This is a genomic window from Pantoea sp. RIT413 (assembly GCF_003057675.2).
Lineage (GTDB): Bacteria > Pseudomonadota > Gammaproteobacteria > Enterobacterales > Enterobacteriaceae > Pantoea > Pantoea eucrina.
Genome location: NZ_QBJB02000012.1, coordinates 64,989 through 81,818 on the forward strand (window position 1 = coordinate 64,989; position 16,830 = coordinate 81,818).

Below are 16,830 nucleotides of genomic sequence, written 5' to 3' on the forward strand. Positions count from 1 at the left end.
TTACTCCGTTAATTGAATTGTTTTAATCACATCCAGTGAGACACTTTCTGCTATCTCTGAAAAAGAGAGCACTTCGAGATTGCGAAAACGATTTTCCAGGAAACGCTTCATAAAGCGCCGGATATCAACCGAGCACAAAATGACGTAATCCTTTTGCGACATCAGAATTTGCTGCAGCTCGACGGTAATAGTGTCCATCAGCAGTTCAGCTTCTGCAGGAGCCAGGTTGAGAAACGCCCCACCCGATGTGGTGCGAATATTTTGCCGGATGGTGTCTTCAATCTCGCTGGATAACAGCACCGCCCGGATAGTGTTAATCGTGGCAAACTTATGGCTGATGTAGCGGGCAAGGGCACCGCGTATGTGCTCCACCAGCATGATGACGTCTTTTTCCCTGGCGCCCCAGACCGCCAGGGATTCCATGATGAGCTTGGTGTTTCTGACAGAGATCTTTTCACCGAGTAAGCGCTGCATGACTTCTGAAATGCGCTGTATCGTCAGGTGGCGCGTGACCTCTTTAACCAGGTCCGGGAAGCTGCTTTCGAGCTTGTCGATATGGGCTTTGGTTTCCTGCACCCCGAAATACTCATTCACGTTCAGCAGCAGGCTTTGCGTCAGCGAAAAATAGATCTCGTCAACCGCGGTACGGGTCAGAAATCCCAGCCCGGTCAGCTCTTCCCGGTTTTCGGGCGGCGTCCAGAGCGTGTTGTAATCTTTGATGTAATGGATGCCCAGCGTATCAAGCTCGGCTGAGCCATTGATGATTACAACCTTATCAAAATGAATGGAATACTCATCAGCGTGGATTTCATTGATCAGCAGGCTGACTTTAACCGGATTTCCGCCCTCGGTTTTTCTGATCACGATATGCGGCAGATGAATGCCGTAATCCATAAAAAACTGGCTTCGGAAGCGTTCAGAGGCGTTTACTTTTTCCAGCAGCGTGTAAAAGTCCGGGCTGACCAGCAGAATAATCGGCACGGTGACCGGCGTGATTTCATCAAGATTTTCAATCAGGCCCAGCTGGGTATCCGCTGAAAAGTCGGGCTGCCGCACCTCTGACGGGTGGAGATAAGTCTCATTGGCGCTGGCCAGCGTGCTTTTCTGCTGCTTGCGCGTCTGCAGATGTTTATGCAAAAACAGCCCGCCGGGAATAAGGGCGAGCAGAATAAAGATTGGTAACGGAAAGCCCGGCGTCAGGCCGATCAATAATGCCAGCAGGGTAGAAATGGCCAGGACATACGGGTTATGCAGCAGCTGCGTCATCATGGTGACGCCCATATTGTTTCCTTCGCCACTGACGCGGGTCACAATGAAGCCGGCGCTGATAGCGATCAGCAGCGACGGGATCTGCGCCACCAGACCATCACCGATGGTCAGCATCGTGAACGTAGAGAGCGCCGTTGACATATCCATGCCCAGCTGACTGACTCCTACCGCAATACCACCGATAAAGTTGATAAAAATGACGATGATGCCGGCAATCGCGTCACCTTTAATAAACTTCATCGCGCCGTCAAATGAGCCGTAGAGCTGGCTCTCTTTCTCCAGCACGGTACGTCGCAGTGAGGCTTCGTCATTATCAATCGACCCGTTGCGCAGATCCGCATCGATACTCATCTGCTTTCCGGGCATACCATCCAGTGAAAAGCGGGCTGCCACTTCGGCGACACGCTCTGCCCCTTTGGTGATCACCAGGAACTGCACGATGGTGACAATTGAAAAGATCACAAAGCCGACGATCAGATTGTCACCAATAACAAACAGCCCGAAGGTGGCGATGATTTCACCAGCGTCGGCGTCATTGAGGATCAGACGGCTGGTGCTGATTGATAGCGCCAGACGAAAAAGCGTAGTGATCAGCAAAACGGCCGGAAAGGAGGAGAAGTTTAGAATGCGGTCGATATAGAAAGAGGAGAGGAAAACCAGGGCAGAGATAATAATATTCAGCCCGATAAGAAAGTCGACCAGCGCTGTCGGCAGCGGAATAATCAGCATAGTAATAATGATGATCACCAGCAGCAGGATGAACAGCTCGGGATGTTTTTTAATGTGGTTAAATACGCTCATAAGATGGTCGCCAGAATTAAGGGTGGCCTTCGCTGTTGATCTCGGTTTGATAAAACGACGTGCTTAACTCCGACAGCCGGTCGATAAGCAGTGAACGGTTTTCCGCGCTGTGGTAACAGGCGTGTGCAAACATCGCCAGGCAGCTGCGCAGCCAGCTCAGCGTTTCTGACTGCTGGCGCGGCGTTAGCGCCGAAAATGTGTCGCCTGCGGCATCGAGAAATGCCAGTCGGAGAAGATCCGGCGTGCGCATGATGGTAAACAGGAAAAAGAGCCAGCGCTCTTCGCTGTGCCCGAGTCGTTTCACCGCGCTGCCGGAGAGAAAGCGCCGCATAAACTGACTGTCCGCTGAGCGGATATGCTTAAGCTGCACCAGCTTGCCCAGCAGCACTCTGAACTCATCGCTTTTGCAGCTCGGCTCGCTGGCGTCCATATCGGCTGTCAGGGCGGCTTCCATAAAATCCACGATCAGCCCGCGTTTAGCGGCACCAAACAGCGCTACCCACGACTGATAGAGCATCAGTTCATCGGCATCGCTCTCCAGAAAATCGCGATACGCCTGACGAATGATGGCAGGCGAAAGCGCGAGTTTTTTTCCGAACATTTTCGCTTTAAGCGCAACGTTGATACCGGCCTTAAGCTGTTTTTCATCTGCTTCTTCTTCCGCCAGCGCCAGCGTCTCCTCCAGCCTTTTTCTTCGGGCGCGGGAGAGCTGTCTGTTGTGCAGCATCTGGCGCAGAACCATGACCAGATCGCTGGGGTCAGGAAACAGCATGCGCATCTGCTGCAGTAAAGCGCGGGCGTTACTGCGGGCATCCGTATTAAGAATTTTAAATATCTGATCGATCCGGCTGACGTGCTCTTCTTCATCGTCGCCGGTGCTGGCGTCCTGCATTACGGCAGCAGCGTCTTCCTGATTGCCGCGACTGCGCAGCTGCCGGTAACGATTAACCGCGGCAGAGGCTTCATCCAGTGACTCATAGACGCTATCGAGCGTCGCCAGGACATCCTGTGACTCTTTTACGTCGGCAGAGGTGGCGTTATTCTCCACGCCGCGCAGCGAGGCGCCCAGTAAGGCACCCTGTGCAGAGCGACGCGCGGGATTGAGAGACGCGGTAGCGGACCGTACGGCGACGCTGAGCTGATCGGCACTCATCTGTTATCCAGAAAATTGTTCATCCAGTCAGTGAGTTCGCCGGTATCGCCTTTTTGCCGCGCTTTGGCAAGCAGCGCATTGTCATTTTGCGCGCCATCTACTTCCCGCGGCTGGATAAGGAAGATGCGTACCAGGTTGGCGTTTTTACTGGTGCTGTACTTCACCAGATTGCCAATAAAGGGGATATGCTGCAGCACCGGGATCCCCTCTTTTTCCGCCGACTGCTCATCGCGGGTATAGCCGCCGATCACCAGGCTTTTGCCCACCGGCACGCGGGCGATGGTACTGATATTGGTGCGTCCCACCTCGGGCAGCATTTCGCTGTCCTGCTCGCGATACTGATTGCCATCTTCGACATTCAGCATCATTTCAATTTCATTTGTACCGGAGAAACGCGGTAGTACGCTGAGCGAGGTTCCGTAAGTAACGTGCTGCAGCTCTGCGGTTCGCTCGCCCACCACTTTGGTGTAGAAGGTGCGGTTGTTATCAAAAATAGCGGGCACATTTTCCTGCGTCAGGATCATCGGACGCGAAACAATGTTCGCTTTTTTATTTTGCGAGAGTGCCATGATGCGCGCCACAAAACTGGCGCCATCTACGGTGCTGGAGATGCCGCCATTAAAACTGGCGCCAAACCTGTTGCCCATGGAAAGCGAACCGCTCCATCTGACTCCCAGCTGATCCAGCTGCTCTTTCTGGATATCGATGATCCAGACAGACATTTCGACATGGCGTTTAGGCTTATCCAGTGCATTTACTACCTGCCTGACATGTTCAACCAGCTCGGGTGCTCCTTTTACCAGTACGCTGTTGGTGTCGGGATTTGAGACAACCTGAAACTGACGCGATGCAGTGGCCGAGGCGGGGAGGGAAGCGGAGGCGGGCAGCTCACCTGGAAAAGGCGGCATAACACGCGCTCCTGCGCCAGGTTCTGTCGCAGAAGGCGAGCCGGGTGCTGACGCGCGCGTGCTGAGCAGTTGCGGTACGGTGCTGCTGTCATTGCTGATAAGGGCACGTATGACGCTGGCCATGCCGGGGATAATAAGCGTTTGATCGCGATATTTAAAGGTGCGATCTTCAGAAAAGCTGTGGCGCAGGGGAATGATGGCCATGCCCGACATATTGCCGCTGGGTACGTCTTTCACATCCATTTGTGCGGCAGCCTTAGCAATGATATCGAGGTAAACTGGCGGCCCGGAAACATAAAATGTCCGGGTCCCCTGTCTGGTCTGTAACGGGAAACGGCGGTCGTATAGCGAAGACTCAATCAGGAAATTTCTAAATTCGTTTACGTTGATCGATTTTAAGGTAATGACGACATTTTTTATTTCGCTGGCGTCATAGATATAGAACGTCTGGCCATCCTGATACCACACCAGCCCCAGCTGAGCAGTAAGCGATTTGAGTAGCTCAAGGGGATTCGCGAGATCAAAGCTGCCGGTAATACGCTTTTTTGATGCCAGCGCAGAGAGCACAACCGGCTTTTTTAACCGGGTCGAGAGCGTTTCAAAGAAAGCCCGCGCATTATCTTTATTAGAAACATATTTTTCACTGGACGTTGCCGTCTGCCCGGAATAAGTCTCTGCTGCAAGTGTGCACGAGAGCGGCAGCAGCAGCATGAAAAGCATACTCCTGCTGAATAACGGAGATTTCATTTTATGATCCATTTTTGATGATCTTGATTAACTCTTTGGGCGGCTTGTTAAACGTATGTTTTACTGCGCTGGAGAAGTGAGAAAGCGAAGAGTAACCGTGGTTAAAGGCAACCATGGTAATGTTTGTTTCGCTGTCAATCATATCCAGCACCGCGCGAATCATGCGCCAGTTAGACATTTCAACTTTTACAGCCTGACCCAGAGCAGCACGCGACAGGCGTCTGAAATGCGCCGTTGATAAGCCATATTTATTGCCTAACTCGATCAGCGTCTTATGCGAACCCTGCTGATTCAGTAAATAATTTACTAGCCGGTAACTCTCGTGATAGCGAAACAGGTTCGCAATACAGCTAATGCTCTCGGGGTGATAAGTATTCTGGTACAGATACCAGCTCTCGAATGTACGGCTGTTAAATGTTGCCTTATCATCCAACTGTTTTACGCCGTAGCAGACTTCAGCATGATTTTTTTGCGTTTTCAGCATGCTCGCCGCATCGATAAACGCCTGGAGTTTACTGAACTTTCTGAAATGAAGATCTCGCACAAACACCGTGCCGGATAAAACCGTAATGCTGCAATTTATCGCATAAAAAATTATGGGATAATCCTGATTAAAATAAAATTTTTCCGCATCGGCATGACCAGGTTTGATCTGCAAAGCAGCAGGCTGTGTCGAGGCCTGCACCATCCAGAAAAGACACGGGCCGGTTGCATGAATAACCTGACCTGAAAAGTATGAGACGCCGGAGTTATCATTAAACGCTTCGGAAGAGTGCTGTGACATTCTGTTCATATTTCACCTCATATTCTCTTCATAGGCTTGCCAGACTTTATAGGCATATCTGAATCTGAGCAGGCGTCTTTTTGCTGAGGTTCCAGCGTTATACGCGCCGACGGCCTCCCAGGTATAACCATATTTATTGATCATATGTTGTAAAATAGAAGCACCCGTCATGACTGACAGGCAGGCATCAGACAGTAATGCCTCTTCTGATATTCCCTTTTTTTTGAGTTCGGGCAGATGGATGCTGTTGATCTGCATCAGGCCTATATCGTATGAGCCATTAGCATTGATATTCACAGCATTTGTCTTCATGCCTGACTCAACCTGCGCAATCGCTTTGAGCAGTGCAGGTTCAATACGGTATTTTTCGGCTGCCTGGTGCCAGCACATAGCCTGCGCACTGCTGCAGCAGAAAATCAGACCGGGCAATATCAGGCTTAACAAGCCTTTCATAATAACAATCGACCAGGTAGCTAACAGAGTAATAGTATGGCAAAGGCAGTAACAGGGACCATGATGGCAATATAATCAAAAGATAACCATTGCTGATGCTGCATAAATGCGTCAATCATCAAACTGCGCCAGAAGCACCGCCTTATCCGTTGAATGATGAAAGGTTATGCGCGCATTTGCATCGATATCGTGTAAAAATTCGAAGTTAAAATAGTGGCCTTTCTCATCCTGCGGATTGATAAAATTTTCCGGAACACCATGTGCCGCCATCTTCTGAGAAAAATCGCTGAATATATCCTCTGCATCCATATCTCTCTCATCCAGAAGATTATCGTGATTAATAAAATTAAGGATCTCCTGACGGTCAAAAACAAAGTTCATCAGGCAGATAGCCAGCCTGCGCTGAACGTTTGAAAGCGGCACGCTGATGCTGAGATGATGAATGATTAGCGTACTGGATACCAGGTCCAGCGTCATAAGCGGTAGCGAGTTGCACTGTATTATTCTAAAATTTTTCAAAATAGACTCCTGCCGTTGCAAACGTTAATCCCTGCCGGTTTTCCATGGTTACGATACAGAATAGAGATACCTGACTTTCCCCATCAGATATGAGTTTTGTGGTGCATTGAAGTGTTCCGGGCAGTAGGTCGCCCGGGTCAGCGCCGCTGAAATCTGGTTCGATGCCTTAACGTAACATGAATTGACAAATGAAGATTTTCTGTGCTTTTCCAGCTGTTTCAGGGTGGAGCTTGCCGCCAGCAAATTCCCTGCTTCTGAAAACATCTTGATACGCAAACATTTGACAATGACTCTGCACACCGGATCGTGACCCATAAGATCAGGTTCTGTTTTAATAGCCTGATCAAATTTACATTGCTTATAAAGAACAATCATTTTCAGAACGCGATAAACAGGGTTGTGCTTATCGAGCATAATAGCCATGTCGATAGATTGCATTGCCGGCGCATACTTTTTAATTTTAATTAACAGGCATGAGTAGTAGAAGTAGATATCTGCAGAGCAGGCATCAAGCATCATGGCAACTTCAAACAGTGACTCTTTTTGACAGTCAGATATGTCACTTCTGTGAATGGTTTTGATTGCCAGCGCCAAAGCATTCGTGGCGTCGCTTTCCAGCAGGCGCTGTGCATAATCGGTAATTTTCTGTGTGACATAGGCGTTTTCCGGATTTTCAATGAACTCCAGCAGTGCGTACCGGTTCGCCAGAAAGTAAAACTCCTTCGGAGAAAGATCGTACTGAGTATCAAGTTTTTTGACAAGATCGTTAAATGAGAGAGAGAACATATTGATATTGGAGAGCGGAGAGGGGCAGGCTGAATAATATGATCCTGCTTCCGGCCGCGATGCGATGTTTAGTCTCTTCAGCATTCTGACAATGCCCCGGCTGACGTTAATCAGATTTATCGTGTTATCCATGCTGAGTATTACCGTTCTGCGTGCCAGCACAGCCATCGTCGCACTGTCTATCAGTTCAACGCGAATAATTGAAACATCGTTGGCGATAATTTCATTGCCGGTAATAAAATAGTTTACGCCAGCCTGTTTGAGGTCGGTAAATGTGGTATTTATATTTTTACTGTTGATAGTCAGTGCGGAGGGACAAAATGTCACGCCGCACTCGCTGTTAAAATATTCATGCTGGCTCATCAGGTAGTCAAATATGATGAAGGATTTATCACTGTTCTGCATATTAAAAGGAAAAACAGCCAGTGTAAATTCATCCGCAGTAATATTATCTTCAGGAGTGGCTGGCTGCTCCCGGCTGACTCTGGAAACAGATTTTACAAAACGATAGCCTTTGCCATAAATTGTGCTGATAAAGATATTGTCAGTTGTTTCTCCAAGAATCCTCCTTATTACATAAATACATCTTGCCAGCGATTCATCTGACACACATCCACCAAACCATACATTAGCTATAATCTCATCTTTGGAAATTATCTCTCCGGTATGCGTAACTAAAAGGTGCAGCACTGCCAGCTCTTTTGGCGGAATTGAAACGGGCTTTCCTCTGATAAATAATGAGTCTTTGTTAATTGTGAATTCATCAAAATGATAGTTGAACATGACGTTTACCTGACAGCATAGAGTAGTAAATCAAGCATTTAGGGATAATAGTGCCAATGTATCATGCTGATATTTACCAATACAGAGCAGTGCCGCAGTGAAAAACGTCATCTGGTTTTGTTAACAGACTAATACATTGCTTAACAAACCAATTTCTGAGGCCTTAATAATATCTTTTAATATCGATTTCACAAAAATCATCGTTTAATAATATCTTTAAAGCGCGGCTGCATCGACTATCATCGGACAATGCAGATAACTGGCCATTGCAATTTGCCACTGCAGGTTACTGGCGCTGCCTGGCGCGCGGGACTCGACGCGGCTGCACAACAGACGCAAATCCGCCGGATTTTTCATCCAGGCGTTGACTGCTTTCCAGAGTTCAGTTTTTTCCTCGGGCTGCAGCTGGTTCAGTACATTACTCAGTAACGTCTTATGCCGATGCGTGCTCGCTTCGCCAGGGTGTTTTTGAGCGTCATACCAGGTTGTTGTGCCGCCAAGGCCGTATAACAGTGAAGCTTCAGTATAATTCTTTGCATGTACGCACTTTAGCATTGCATCGTAATAAGCCTCTGCACTTACGGCAGCCGATACAGTACTGCATGTGGCGCGATCGCTTTTATTGTTTATAAGGCTGCATCCGGTGAGCAGCAGTAAAAATCCCATCGTCAGTATCAGTCGTATCGCTGATTGTGTCCGGGTTACCATTCTGCATTATCCTCTTCAGTCAGCCCATCTGAGCTTAAAACGCGACTGCGCCATTCATTCATCATCAATTCGAACATAAATTCTTCGATTGCAGAGTGGGTAGCATCCTCTTTTTCCGGGGGAACGGTGGCTGCTGCAGGCAGGTTTTCAATCTTCATCTTCTTCTCCAGGGGTAAGGCTTGAATGAAGCGCGTTAGATTGCTCGTTCATCGTTTGGTTAACCTCTTCAGCTTTTTCATTTACAGAAGCAGAGGCGTGTATAAATTCATCAATCAGCTTTTCGTGAAATCGGACTAAATCGATGCAAAAAATCTGATCGCCACTTTCGGCGATAATCGTGTTGTCATCATGACAGGCTACTGTCAGTTTTTTATTCTCCTGCTGCAGCTTTTCCTGAAGGTCATGAGGTTGCACCTCCAGCGACGCCGGGATTAGCAGACGGATAGTTTTATCTGTCTGTTGATTAGCCCAGCGGGTTAACTGCTGCGTGATGATCTCTTCCGAACCCACTATTTTGCTCAGTGTTTCACTGAGGTCATGTTTAAGCGTGCTGACCAGGTGCGCTTTCGCCATTTCAAGGCTGCAGAGGTAGCCACCGATGATATCCAGTGAAGCGGTAATACCTCGGTTGTAGCCATCTGTTAACGCCTGCTGAAAAGCAGTGTCAGCCGCTTTATCTGCAGCCTGTATCATTTTCTTTGCTCTGTTTTCAGCCTGCGAAACAATGTTCCGGCTTTTTTGCAACTGATGAATGTACTCCGCTGTAAGCAGCGTTCCCTCAATCGCTTTATCATGACGGTAATTATCTTTGCTTAATGACATGTTGTTGCGCCAGAATAAAAAGTTGCATGTTAAATTCAACGTCCGGAAGCAGGCACGCATTTTGGCGCTTAGCAAACAGCAGCGTAATCATATTTACCTGCTCTTCCGGAATAACCCTTTTCAGTGACAGCACTTCGCTATATGTCAGATCGTCCAGCGTTAAGCGGGAGGCTAAATGCTGCTTCTCTGCTGAGATTATTCCGGTGCTAAGCTTCATAAATGAAGTGACAACGCCAGGTATTGTCCGGTAATCAGTTTGCAGGAGATAGCGGCGATTGCGCTGCGCAGCCATACAGGAAAATATTACCGGCAGCGCTTCCCAGTGTCGGAATAGCTGTTTCTCAAACGCTGTTAAATCAGGTGCTTCATGACATGCGTTAATATCGTACGTGGCCGCCAGCCAGCTATTTATTATTCCCCGGCAGGTAGCAGAAGCGGGAAGGGGATCCCGCGGTCGTTTATCGTGATGTATCCAGCTGAGCGGGTTAGAATAGATCGCTTTGATATGTTTCAGCTCAGTATGGTTCATTGCAGCGCTCTGGACTCTTTACGTTTTTTCAGCAGCCACAGTCCGGCCATTATTACAATCAGCATTATGATGAGCATCGCTCCGCTGGCAGCTGAGATAATTTTAAAGCCTGTCTTACGCGGCGTTGGCGATAGCGGACTGATCTCCTCTATTTTCGTAAGAATGACAGAGATGTTGTCATAGCTGACTTCATTAAAACTGTTTTTAAGAAGCCTTTTCGCGTTTGTTAACAACACCTCTTTATCAGCTATATCCTGATCGTGTTTCAGCAGTGCTGCAATATGCACCGGCACAGGCTTTGAGGTGGAATCAATATTACTGACGTTGTAAGAGACATGAACACTGGCTGAAACAATGTTTTGCATCTGTGCCAGCGTGTGTTCAAGCCTCTGTTCTATCGCTGAATAGATCTTCGCTACTTCGGCTCGCGGAGATGAGACGAGAGAGTCGGACGGAAAATAGTCCGCTATCTGATTTCGGGCGCGCGAAGGAAGATCGTATTGCGTGACAATATCGACGGCGTAAGAGAAATCCTCATTGCTGACCAATACGCTAAAGCCTTCCTTTTGCTTTGGGCTTTTCTTCACGTCGATATTGTTTTTCTGCAATACGGCAACAACTTCGTTTGCCTGTTCCTGATTAAGGCCTTCGAGTAACGTCTCTTGCTTGCACCCGGTGATTAAAAAGGTAATCGCAATTAGAAGTAACGTAGATTTTTTCATTTTTTATGAGCGCAACAGTGTATCGACGGTGTTAACAGCTTTGCGCGTCAGCGCTGAGATCATGGATATGTCAATGTTATATTGCTGAACCCGTTTCTGATATTCAAACAGCTTTTCCGGATCCGTACTGTTTACCGGATTAGCAATGCTTTCCAGCACGTCGCTTTTCTCCAGATAAGATTCAGCCATGAGTTTAGAAAGCGCGTTCTTCATCACATCGTCAATCGAGGTGTTGAGGCTTTGTGCATCAGTCTCAGCAGAGAATGAGACCGGGCTGATTTTGGCAATGTCCATGTTTCACCTATCGATAGTTGGCCACAATGGCTGCAGCAACATCTTTATATGTTTTGACAACGTTCGACTGTGCATTTCGGTACAACGTATATTCCGATAACGCAGCCTGATACGCAGCAAGGAGCTGGGAGTTGGACGGGTCTTTCTGCAACTCTTCCAGCGCTTTGGTCAGTCGTGCATTCAAATCGGTTACTCCGGTATCAAAAGAGCCTGACAGGTCGGTCAGAAAACCGTTCCAGTCGGGCAAGCTGTGCATACTGTTATTAAAATCTTTCATTTTTTCTCCATGAAGCTAACTGTGTTGTGGGGTAATTTATTGGCTTTTATTCGGGAAAAACCAGTGGGAGGTTGACATTTTGACAAAGCCCTCCTTGCCATAAATATATGATTTATCCCGAAGCCATTCATCGCTTAGCGTAATCACAATCTGAACGTAGTCAGTTTTCCAGCGCTGATTAAAATCTTTAATTTGCGTTTGTAGCAGCAGCAGCTCATTGTCATTTCGCTCGCCATAAAGACTGAGCGAAACATTATCTTTATTGTTTATTACGTCATACTTTTGCGTGACTTTGCTGACAGCGTCTATCGCATCCTGAACCACAGCCTGATCGCTGATATAGTGAAAACTGACATTTTTAATATAGGAAAAAGCGTCTGTTGCCCGCAGCGTTACCTTTTCACTCTGTTGCGGAGAAATAATCTGGCTACGTTCGCTGCTGGACGTGATGCGGACCGTGCCTGCGTTATCAAGATTCAGCGCATGAACTTTTTGATCTGGACTGTTCGTTTTAAACCATAAGTATATTTTTTCTTCTTCTTTATTTTTGTCCAGAACAAACAGCTTTTGCTCAAGGTCTGTTTTTTTGCGTAGCGCCTGCGTGAGCCACACCTGATGCTGATGACTCCCGGCAAGGATATAATGCTGTTTGTCTTTACCCTCTACGACCACGACTTCAGGGAAATCCGCAGCAACGACGGCTCGGATTTTTTTACTCCGTCTCTGATCGTTGTCCATGCTGAACAGCATAATGCTAAGCGCGATGATGGAGAGCACCCCTATGCTCAGCATTGCGGTAACGGCGACGCTGCGCTTCTTTAGGGCAGGCTTTTTTTTCAGCGCTTTGATATCCCACTCTTCGCCGGGAAGCTTAATCGCAAACCTGACGCCGCAGGCTTCCGTTTCCTGATTACCGGATAAGGGCTGTTCGCTGCCTTGTTCGCTGGTAAAAAAGATTGCGCTTTTGGTTTCGTCAACGCGAAGAAGGAAATGACTTAGCGTATTACCGTACGGTACAACGATCTGATCATATTCACTTTCGTTATCGAAAATCTCCTCCTCCGGACCAACAAGTATCCGGGTGATGCCCGCTTTTAGCTCATATTCACAACCCGAAAGAGGGGTATTCAAAAAGCGAAGGGTACATTCCGGATGTGTATCGGCCAGGTCGCCTGTTTCATTCTGATATGCCATGATCACCAACTGAATTACTTTTCTGTTTACCAGCCTAAGTCTGTTTACGATTCAGTGATTGATGGAATTATAATGAATGTTGATTTTGAGCGGTCACCCGTTGATGGCTGAGGGTAAAGCGCAGGCTTTTTCAGGTAATGAGCGATTTGTTGTAGCAGAATCACTAATAAGTCATTCAGAGTATTCGCGTCTTCTCTCTCCCCCAGCCTTAGTGACGACATGAATGATAAAACGTTATTCCGAATCGAGCTGGTTAAAATCTTCATTTCTATTGCGGTGCCGGTGGTGATCTGTCTGCTGGCGTGGTCATTTCAGAACGCGCTGTTTGAGAAAAAGCTCAGTAATCATATTGAATATAAAAAAGAAATCTCAGCGCTGATGCTGAGAACAGAGGTGTTCAGCCAGGTTAGAGAACCGCTCAACACGATTTATGCGTATATCGAACAGGTGGGCGACTGGGATCAATACAGCGCGCAGGAGATCAAAGACGCGCGCAGATATATACATAAGATTATGTATCCAAACCGGCATGTCTGGTCGGAAAACACCTTTGATCTCTATCTGAAGTATATGGATAACACCGCCTTTTACTCTGCCGGTAAGAGCGGAGCAAAAATTAACGCCCGGATCAACGAGCAGCGTACCCATGCTGCCGGATGGTCAGATGCAGATCGGAAACTGCTTTCAGGCGTCAGGCATCCCGAGCATAAAAAAACGTATGACAGGCTGATGAATGCGTTTGCCTGCGATATGGCGCTGCCGGAAGTTAAGCAGATGCCGTGAAGCAGCCTGCATTACGCTCATCCTGTTGATAAGACCACGCAGGGCGCCAGCAACACACTTGAAGCTGGTCACAAAGCTGATGTGTCACCATTCAGCCTGAATATTCCTGACATGATGCTTACATATATTTAACAACCTAATATATAAACTGATTTTCAGCTTCGGGTCTGTATTAATGCATGTAACGCATCAGTGCATGAGTTTATTGCGCTTATTAACTCTATTTTTCTGATCCAGTCTTTCGTGACAGGCGCAACGATAAAGCGCCCATGACAACTGGAGATTCTGATGCATTCCTCTACCTCACCCATGACTACCCGTTCGCGTATCAGTGCCATACTGCGCGTGACATCCGGTAACTTTCTGGAGCAGTTCGATTTTTTTCTCTTTGGCTTCTACGCCACCTATATCGCCCATACCTTTTTTCCGGCCAGCAGTGAGTTTGCCTCACTGATGATGACTTTTGCCGTCTTTGGCGCCGGTTTTCTGATGCGTCCTATCGGCGCCATTGTACTTGGCGCGTACATCGACAAAGTGGGCCGTCGTAAAGGGCTTATCGTCACGCTCTCTATCATGGCGGCGGGCACATTCCTGATTGTACTGATCCCCTCTTATCAGAGTATCGGCCTCTGGGCACCCCTGCTGGTGCTGACCGGCCGTCTGCTGCAGGGTTTTTCAGCAGGCGCTGAGCTGGGCGGTGTTTCGGTCTATCTTGCTGAAATTGCCACGCCGGGCCGAAAAGGGTTTTACACCAGCTGGCAGTCTGGCAGCCAGCAGGTTGCCATTATGGTTGCAGCCGCAATGGGCTTTGCCCTGAACGCTGCGCTGGAGCCGGGTGAAATCAGCAGCTGGGGCTGGCGTATCCCGTTCCTGTTTGGCTGCCTGATCGTGCCGTTTATCTTTATTCTGCGTCGCAAGCTGGAAGAGACGCAAGAGTTTACCGCGCGCCGTAAACATCTGGCGATGGGTGAGGTATTTAAAACGCTGCTGAGCAACTGGCCGGTTGTGATTGCGGGCATGCTGATGGTGGCGATGACCACTACCGCGTTCTATCTGATCACGGTTTACGCGCCCACCTTCGGCAAAAAAGTATTGATGCTCAGCGCATCAGACAGTCTGCTGGTCACGCTGCTGGTGGCCATTTCTAACTTTCTCTGGCTGCCGGTGGGCGGTGCCCTGTCTGACCGCTTTGGCCGTAAGCCAGTGCTGGTCGCGATGACGCTGCTGGCGCTGGCAACCGCTTACCCGGCGCTGACCATGCTGGCGGCGGCACCGAGCTTCTCTATGATGCTGACGGTACTGCTGTGGCTCTCCTTCATTTACGGCCTCTATAACGGCGCTATGATCCCTGCTCTGACTGAGATCATGCCAGCCGAAGTGCGCGTGGCGGGCTTTTCACTGGCTTATAGCCTGGCGACCGCGGTCTTTGGCGGCTTTACGCCGGTTATCTCCACTGCGCTGATTGAGTATACCGGTGATAAAGCGTCGCCAGGCTACTGGATGAGCTTTGCCGCAATTTGCGCGCTGCTCGCCACGCTCTATCTCTATCGTCGTCGCGCACTGACGCTGCAAACCGCACGCTAACAGGGAATGAAATAATGTATAAACCGATTCTGAGCCTTACTGCAATCATGCTCGCTTCGTTCAGCACCAGCGTGCTGGCGCAGGATGTCAGCGTGATGATCTCCGGCGGCTTTAAAGCTGCACTGGAAAAACTGGCACCCGTCTATGAAAAACAGAGCGGTAACCATCTGGTAGTTATCCCCGGCCCCTCTATGGGGAAGACGCCGCAGGCCATCCCGAACCGCCTGGCGCGCGGTGAACAGGCTGATGTGGTGATTATGGTCGGTGATGCGCTGACGCATCTGCAGCAGGATAAGCGCATTGCCGCCGGCACCCGCCAGGAGCTGGCAGACTCGCCGATTGGTATCGTGGTAAAGCAGGGCGATCCGCTGCCGGCGATTAAAACCGATGCTGAGCTGCGTACGACACTGCTTAGCGCAAAGTCTGTTGCCTATTCAGACAGCGCCAGCGGCCGCTATGTCAGTAATGAGCTGTTTAAAAAGCTGGGGATCGATCGGGAGATGCAGACAAAAGCGCAGATGGTGGAGCGCATTCCAGTCGCATCGCAGGTGGCGCAGGGACGTTACGCCATTGGCTTCCAGCAGGTCAGCGAGCTGCTGCCGGTGCCGGGTGTCAGTTTTGCCGGTGAGCTGCCGGCAAATGTGCAGTACATTACCCGCTTCGCCGGCGCGGTAACGGTAAACGCGCAGCATCCCGATGAAGGTAAAGCGCTTCTGAGTTTCCTGGCCTCTCCGCAGGCGCAGAAAATTGTGACCGCAACCGGTATGCACAGCGTAACCGCGACCGCTAAGCAGGGTGATACTGTTCAGTAATGAGCTTCTCCAGCTCGGCGGCAACGTATGACTGAATACGGCCACGACGGCGAATCAGACCCACGGATCGGGTCACCACCGGATGCGTCAGCGGTATCTGCGCCAGTAAGGAGTGCCCTGAGGAGGGCATCGACATCGCCGGCACTGCCGCAATACCAATGCCCGCCTCGACCATGCCTAACAGGGTAGTGACGTGGCGCGTTTCACAGATGCTGGGCCGGGCCGGAATGATATGCGCCAGCGCCTGGTCGAGCAGGGAGCGGTTACCTGATACCTTATCCAGCCCGATATACTCCTGCTGAAAATACTCCTCCCAGCTCAGTGATGATCGGCGCGTCAGCGGGTGTTCGTGCCGGCAGGCCGCAACATACACATCCTCTTCCAGCGGTAAAAATTCAATGGCCGGCGGCAGGCTTTTCGCAAAACAGATCCCGAAATCCGCCTGGCCGCTGCTGACCGCCTCAATAACATTGCCCACGCTACTGTCGATAATTTTGACCCGCACCCGCGGATAGCGTGCGCGAAAGCGCCGGATCACTTCAGGCATAAAGTAGTACGCAGCCGAAGGCACTGTCGCGACCGTCACCAGACCGGTGCGCTCCTGGCTTACCTGATTGATGTCAGCCAGTACCGCTTCCACGTTTGCCAGCAGCTGTTCAGATCGCTCAGCAAAGCTCTGGCCATAGAGCGTCAGCGTAACGCGACGCGTTGTGCGGTCAAAAAGCCGCGTGCCGAGCGCCGCTTCCAGTTTTTCAATCCGGCGGCTCAGCGCAGATTGCGACAGGCAGATCGACTCTGCTGCCAGGCGAAAGTTGCCATATTCCACCAGCGCGCGGAACGCATAGAGGTCATTAAGATCAAAATTCACGGGCATCAGGCAGCATCCTTTCAGGCAGTGCAGG

The 16,830-nt window shown here is 49.4% G+C and carries 19 protein-coding genes; 3 read left to right on the top strand and 16 right to left on the bottom strand.

What is annotated here, in order from left to right; all coding sequences use genetic code 11:
• From DBY66_RS14270 to DBY66_RS14335, 15 genes are all read right to left on the bottom strand, one after another.
• Window positions 1-2,070, bottom strand: coding sequence for an EscV/YscV/HrcV family type III secretion system export apparatus protein (locus DBY66_RS14270; protein WP_108570333.1), 2,070 nt, complete (start codon window positions 2,068-2,070; stop codon window positions 1-3).
• A 16-nt stretch (window positions 2,071-2,086) separates the two neighbouring features.
• A complete protein-coding gene (gene sctW, locus DBY66_RS14275) occupies window positions 2,087-3,223 on the bottom strand; it encodes a type III secretion system gatekeeper subunit SctW (protein ID WP_108570332.1) in 1,137 nt (378 codons plus the stop codon).
• Entirely contained in the window at window positions 3,220-4,842 is a 1,623-nt protein-coding gene (gene sctC / locus DBY66_RS14280; protein WP_158531836.1) for a type III secretion system outer membrane ring subunit SctC, read from the bottom strand. Before sctC ends, sctW begins: the two co-directional genes overlap by 4 nt.
• Before the next feature lie 37 nt (window positions 4,843-4,879).
• A complete protein-coding gene (locus DBY66_RS14285) occupies window positions 4,880-5,662 on the bottom strand; it encodes a helix-turn-helix domain-containing protein (protein WP_158531837.1) in 783 nt (260 codons plus the stop codon).
• Window positions 5,663-5,674: 12 nt separating this feature from the next.
• Entirely contained in the window at window positions 5,675-6,115 is a 441-nt protein-coding gene (locus tag DBY66_RS14290) for a lytic transglycosylase domain-containing protein (protein ID WP_108570329.1), read from the bottom strand.
• Between the two features lie 111 nt (window positions 6,116-6,226).
• Window positions 6,227-6,634 carry a hypothetical protein gene (locus tag DBY66_RS14295; RefSeq protein ID WP_146745183.1) on the bottom strand — a complete coding sequence of 136 codons (408 nt, stop codon included), beginning with the start codon at window positions 6,632-6,634 and terminating at the stop codon, window positions 6,227-6,229.
• Between the two features lie 48 nt (window positions 6,635-6,682).
• Window positions 6,683-8,203 (bottom strand): winged helix-turn-helix domain-containing protein, encoded by a 1,521-nt coding sequence (locus DBY66_RS14300; RefSeq protein WP_108570327.1) that lies wholly within the window; start codon window positions 8,201-8,203, stop codon window positions 6,683-6,685.
• Window positions 8,204-8,419: 216 nt separating this feature from the next.
• Window positions 8,420-8,869, bottom strand: a complete 450-nt coding sequence (locus DBY66_RS14305; protein ID WP_108570326.1) for a hypothetical protein — start codon at window positions 8,867-8,869, stop codon at window positions 8,420-8,422.
• 35 nt (window positions 8,870-8,904) lie between these two features.
• Window positions 8,905-9,069: a hypothetical protein gene (locus tag DBY66_RS17860; RefSeq protein WP_158531838.1), complete on the bottom strand. Its 165-nt coding sequence runs from the start codon at window positions 9,067-9,069 to the stop codon at window positions 8,905-8,907.
• Window positions 9,059-9,733, bottom strand: coding sequence for a hypothetical protein (locus DBY66_RS14310; RefSeq protein ID WP_108570325.1), 675 nt, complete (start codon window positions 9,731-9,733; stop codon window positions 9,059-9,061). The genes DBY66_RS17860 and DBY66_RS14310 overlap by 11 nt, the downstream gene beginning before the upstream one ends.
• Window positions 9,714-10,262, bottom strand: a complete 549-nt coding sequence (locus DBY66_RS14315; protein WP_108570324.1) for a hypothetical protein — start codon at window positions 10,260-10,262, stop codon at window positions 9,714-9,716. The genes DBY66_RS14310 and DBY66_RS14315 overlap by 20 nt, the downstream gene beginning before the upstream one ends.
• Complete coding sequence (sctJ, locus tag DBY66_RS14320) at window positions 10,259-10,984, bottom strand: type III secretion inner membrane ring lipoprotein SctJ (protein ID WP_108570323.1); 726 nt, start codon at window positions 10,982-10,984, stop codon at window positions 10,259-10,261. Before sctJ ends, DBY66_RS14315 begins: the two co-directional genes overlap by 4 nt.
• 3 nt (window positions 10,985-10,987) lie before the next feature.
• Window positions 10,988-11,278, bottom strand: a complete 291-nt coding sequence (gene sctI, locus DBY66_RS14325; protein WP_108570322.1) for a type III secretion system inner rod subunit SctI — start codon at window positions 11,276-11,278, stop codon at window positions 10,988-10,990.
• Window positions 11,279-11,285: 7 nt separating this feature from the next.
• Window positions 11,286-11,525 carry a type III secretion system needle complex protein gene (locus tag DBY66_RS14330; protein ID WP_108570335.1) on the bottom strand — a complete coding sequence of 80 codons (240 nt, stop codon included), beginning with the start codon at window positions 11,523-11,525 and terminating at the stop codon, window positions 11,286-11,288.
• Window positions 11,526-11,591: 66 nt separating this feature from the next.
• Complete coding sequence (locus DBY66_RS14335) at window positions 11,592-12,749, bottom strand: PrgH/EprH family type III secretion apparatus protein (RefSeq protein WP_108570321.1); 1,158 nt, start codon at window positions 12,747-12,749, stop codon at window positions 11,592-11,594.
• 219 nt (window positions 12,750-12,968) lie between these two features.
• Between DBY66_RS14335 and DBY66_RS14340 the strand changes: the two genes are divergently transcribed.
• From DBY66_RS14340 to DBY66_RS14350, 3 genes are all read left to right on the top strand, one after another.
• Window positions 12,969-13,532, top strand: a complete 564-nt coding sequence (locus tag DBY66_RS14340) for a hypothetical protein (RefSeq protein WP_108570320.1) — start codon at window positions 12,969-12,971, stop codon at window positions 13,530-13,532.
• Between the two features lie 288 nt (window positions 13,533-13,820).
• Window positions 13,821-15,116, top strand: coding sequence for an MFS transporter (locus tag DBY66_RS14345; protein WP_108570319.1), 1,296 nt, complete (start codon window positions 13,821-13,823; stop codon window positions 15,114-15,116).
• 14 nt (window positions 15,117-15,130) lie between these two features.
• Window positions 15,131-15,928 (top strand): substrate-binding domain-containing protein, encoded by a 798-nt coding sequence (locus tag DBY66_RS14350; RefSeq protein ID WP_104085978.1) that lies wholly within the window; start codon window positions 15,131-15,133, stop codon window positions 15,926-15,928.
• Here DBY66_RS14350 and DBY66_RS14355 read toward each other — a convergent pair.
• A complete protein-coding gene (locus tag DBY66_RS14355; RefSeq protein WP_104085977.1) occupies window positions 15,903-16,802 on the bottom strand; it encodes a LysR family transcriptional regulator in 900 nt (299 codons plus the stop codon). The two genes, DBY66_RS14350 and DBY66_RS14355, sit on opposite strands and share 26 nt — an antisense overlap.
• Window positions 16,803-16,830: the final 28 nt, after the last annotated feature.

What these genes read in the sequence shown, in the direction of transcription:
- DBY66_RS14270 (WP_108570333.1), bottom strand. Translation starts at nt 2,070, where the DNA reads ATGAGCGTATTTAACCACATTAAAAAACATCCCGAGCTGTTCATCCTG.
- sctW (WP_108570332.1), bottom strand. Translation starts at nt 3,223, where the DNA reads ATGAGTGCCGATCAGCTCAGCGTCGCCGTACGGTCCGCTACCGCGTCT.
- sctC (WP_158531836.1), bottom strand. Translation starts at nt 4,842, where the DNA reads ATGCTGCTGCTGCCGCTCTCGTGCACACTTGCAGCAGAGACTTATTCC.
- DBY66_RS14285 (WP_158531837.1), bottom strand. Translation starts at nt 5,662, where the DNA reads ATGTCACAGCACTCTTCCGAAGCGTTTAATGATAACTCCGGCGTCTCA.
- DBY66_RS14290 (WP_108570329.1), bottom strand. Translation starts at nt 6,115, where the DNA reads ATGAAAGGCTTGTTAAGCCTGATATTGCCCGGTCTGATTTTCTGCTGC.
- DBY66_RS14300 (WP_108570327.1), bottom strand. Translation starts at nt 8,203, where the DNA reads ATGTTCAACTATCATTTTGATGAATTCACAATTAACAAAGACTCATTA.
- DBY66_RS14305 (WP_108570326.1), bottom strand. Translation starts at nt 8,869, where the DNA reads ATGGGATTTTTACTGCTGCTCACCGGATGCAGCCTTATAAACAATAAA.
- DBY66_RS17860 (WP_158531838.1), bottom strand. Translation starts at nt 9,069, where the DNA reads ATGAAGATTGAAAACCTGCCTGCAGCAGCCACCGTTCCCCCGGAAAAA.
- DBY66_RS14310 (WP_108570325.1), bottom strand. Translation starts at nt 9,733, where the DNA reads ATGTCATTAAGCAAAGATAATTACCGTCATGATAAAGCGATTGAGGGA.
- DBY66_RS14315 (WP_108570324.1), bottom strand. Translation starts at nt 10,262, where the DNA reads ATGAACCATACTGAGCTGAAACATATCAAAGCGATCTATTCTAACCCG.
- sctJ (WP_108570323.1), bottom strand. Translation starts at nt 10,984, where the DNA reads ATGAAAAAATCTACGTTACTTCTAATTGCGATTACCTTTTTAATCACC.
- sctI (WP_108570322.1), bottom strand. Translation starts at nt 11,278, where the DNA reads ATGGACATTGCCAAAATCAGCCCGGTCTCATTCTCTGCTGAGACTGAT.
- DBY66_RS14335 (WP_108570321.1), bottom strand. Translation starts at nt 12,749, where the DNA reads ATGGCATATCAGAATGAAACAGGCGACCTGGCCGATACACATCCGGAA.
- DBY66_RS14340 (WP_108570320.1), top strand. Translation starts at nt 12,969, where the DNA reads ATGAATGATAAAACGTTATTCCGAATCGAGCTGGTTAAAATCTTCATT.
- DBY66_RS14345 (WP_108570319.1), top strand. Translation starts at nt 13,821, where the DNA reads ATGCATTCCTCTACCTCACCCATGACTACCCGTTCGCGTATCAGTGCC.
- DBY66_RS14350 (WP_104085978.1), top strand. Translation starts at nt 15,131, where the DNA reads ATGTATAAACCGATTCTGAGCCTTACTGCAATCATGCTCGCTTCGTTC.
- DBY66_RS14355 (WP_104085977.1), bottom strand. Translation starts at nt 16,802, where the DNA reads ATGCCCGTGAATTTTGATCTTAATGACCTCTATGCGTTCCGCGCGCTG.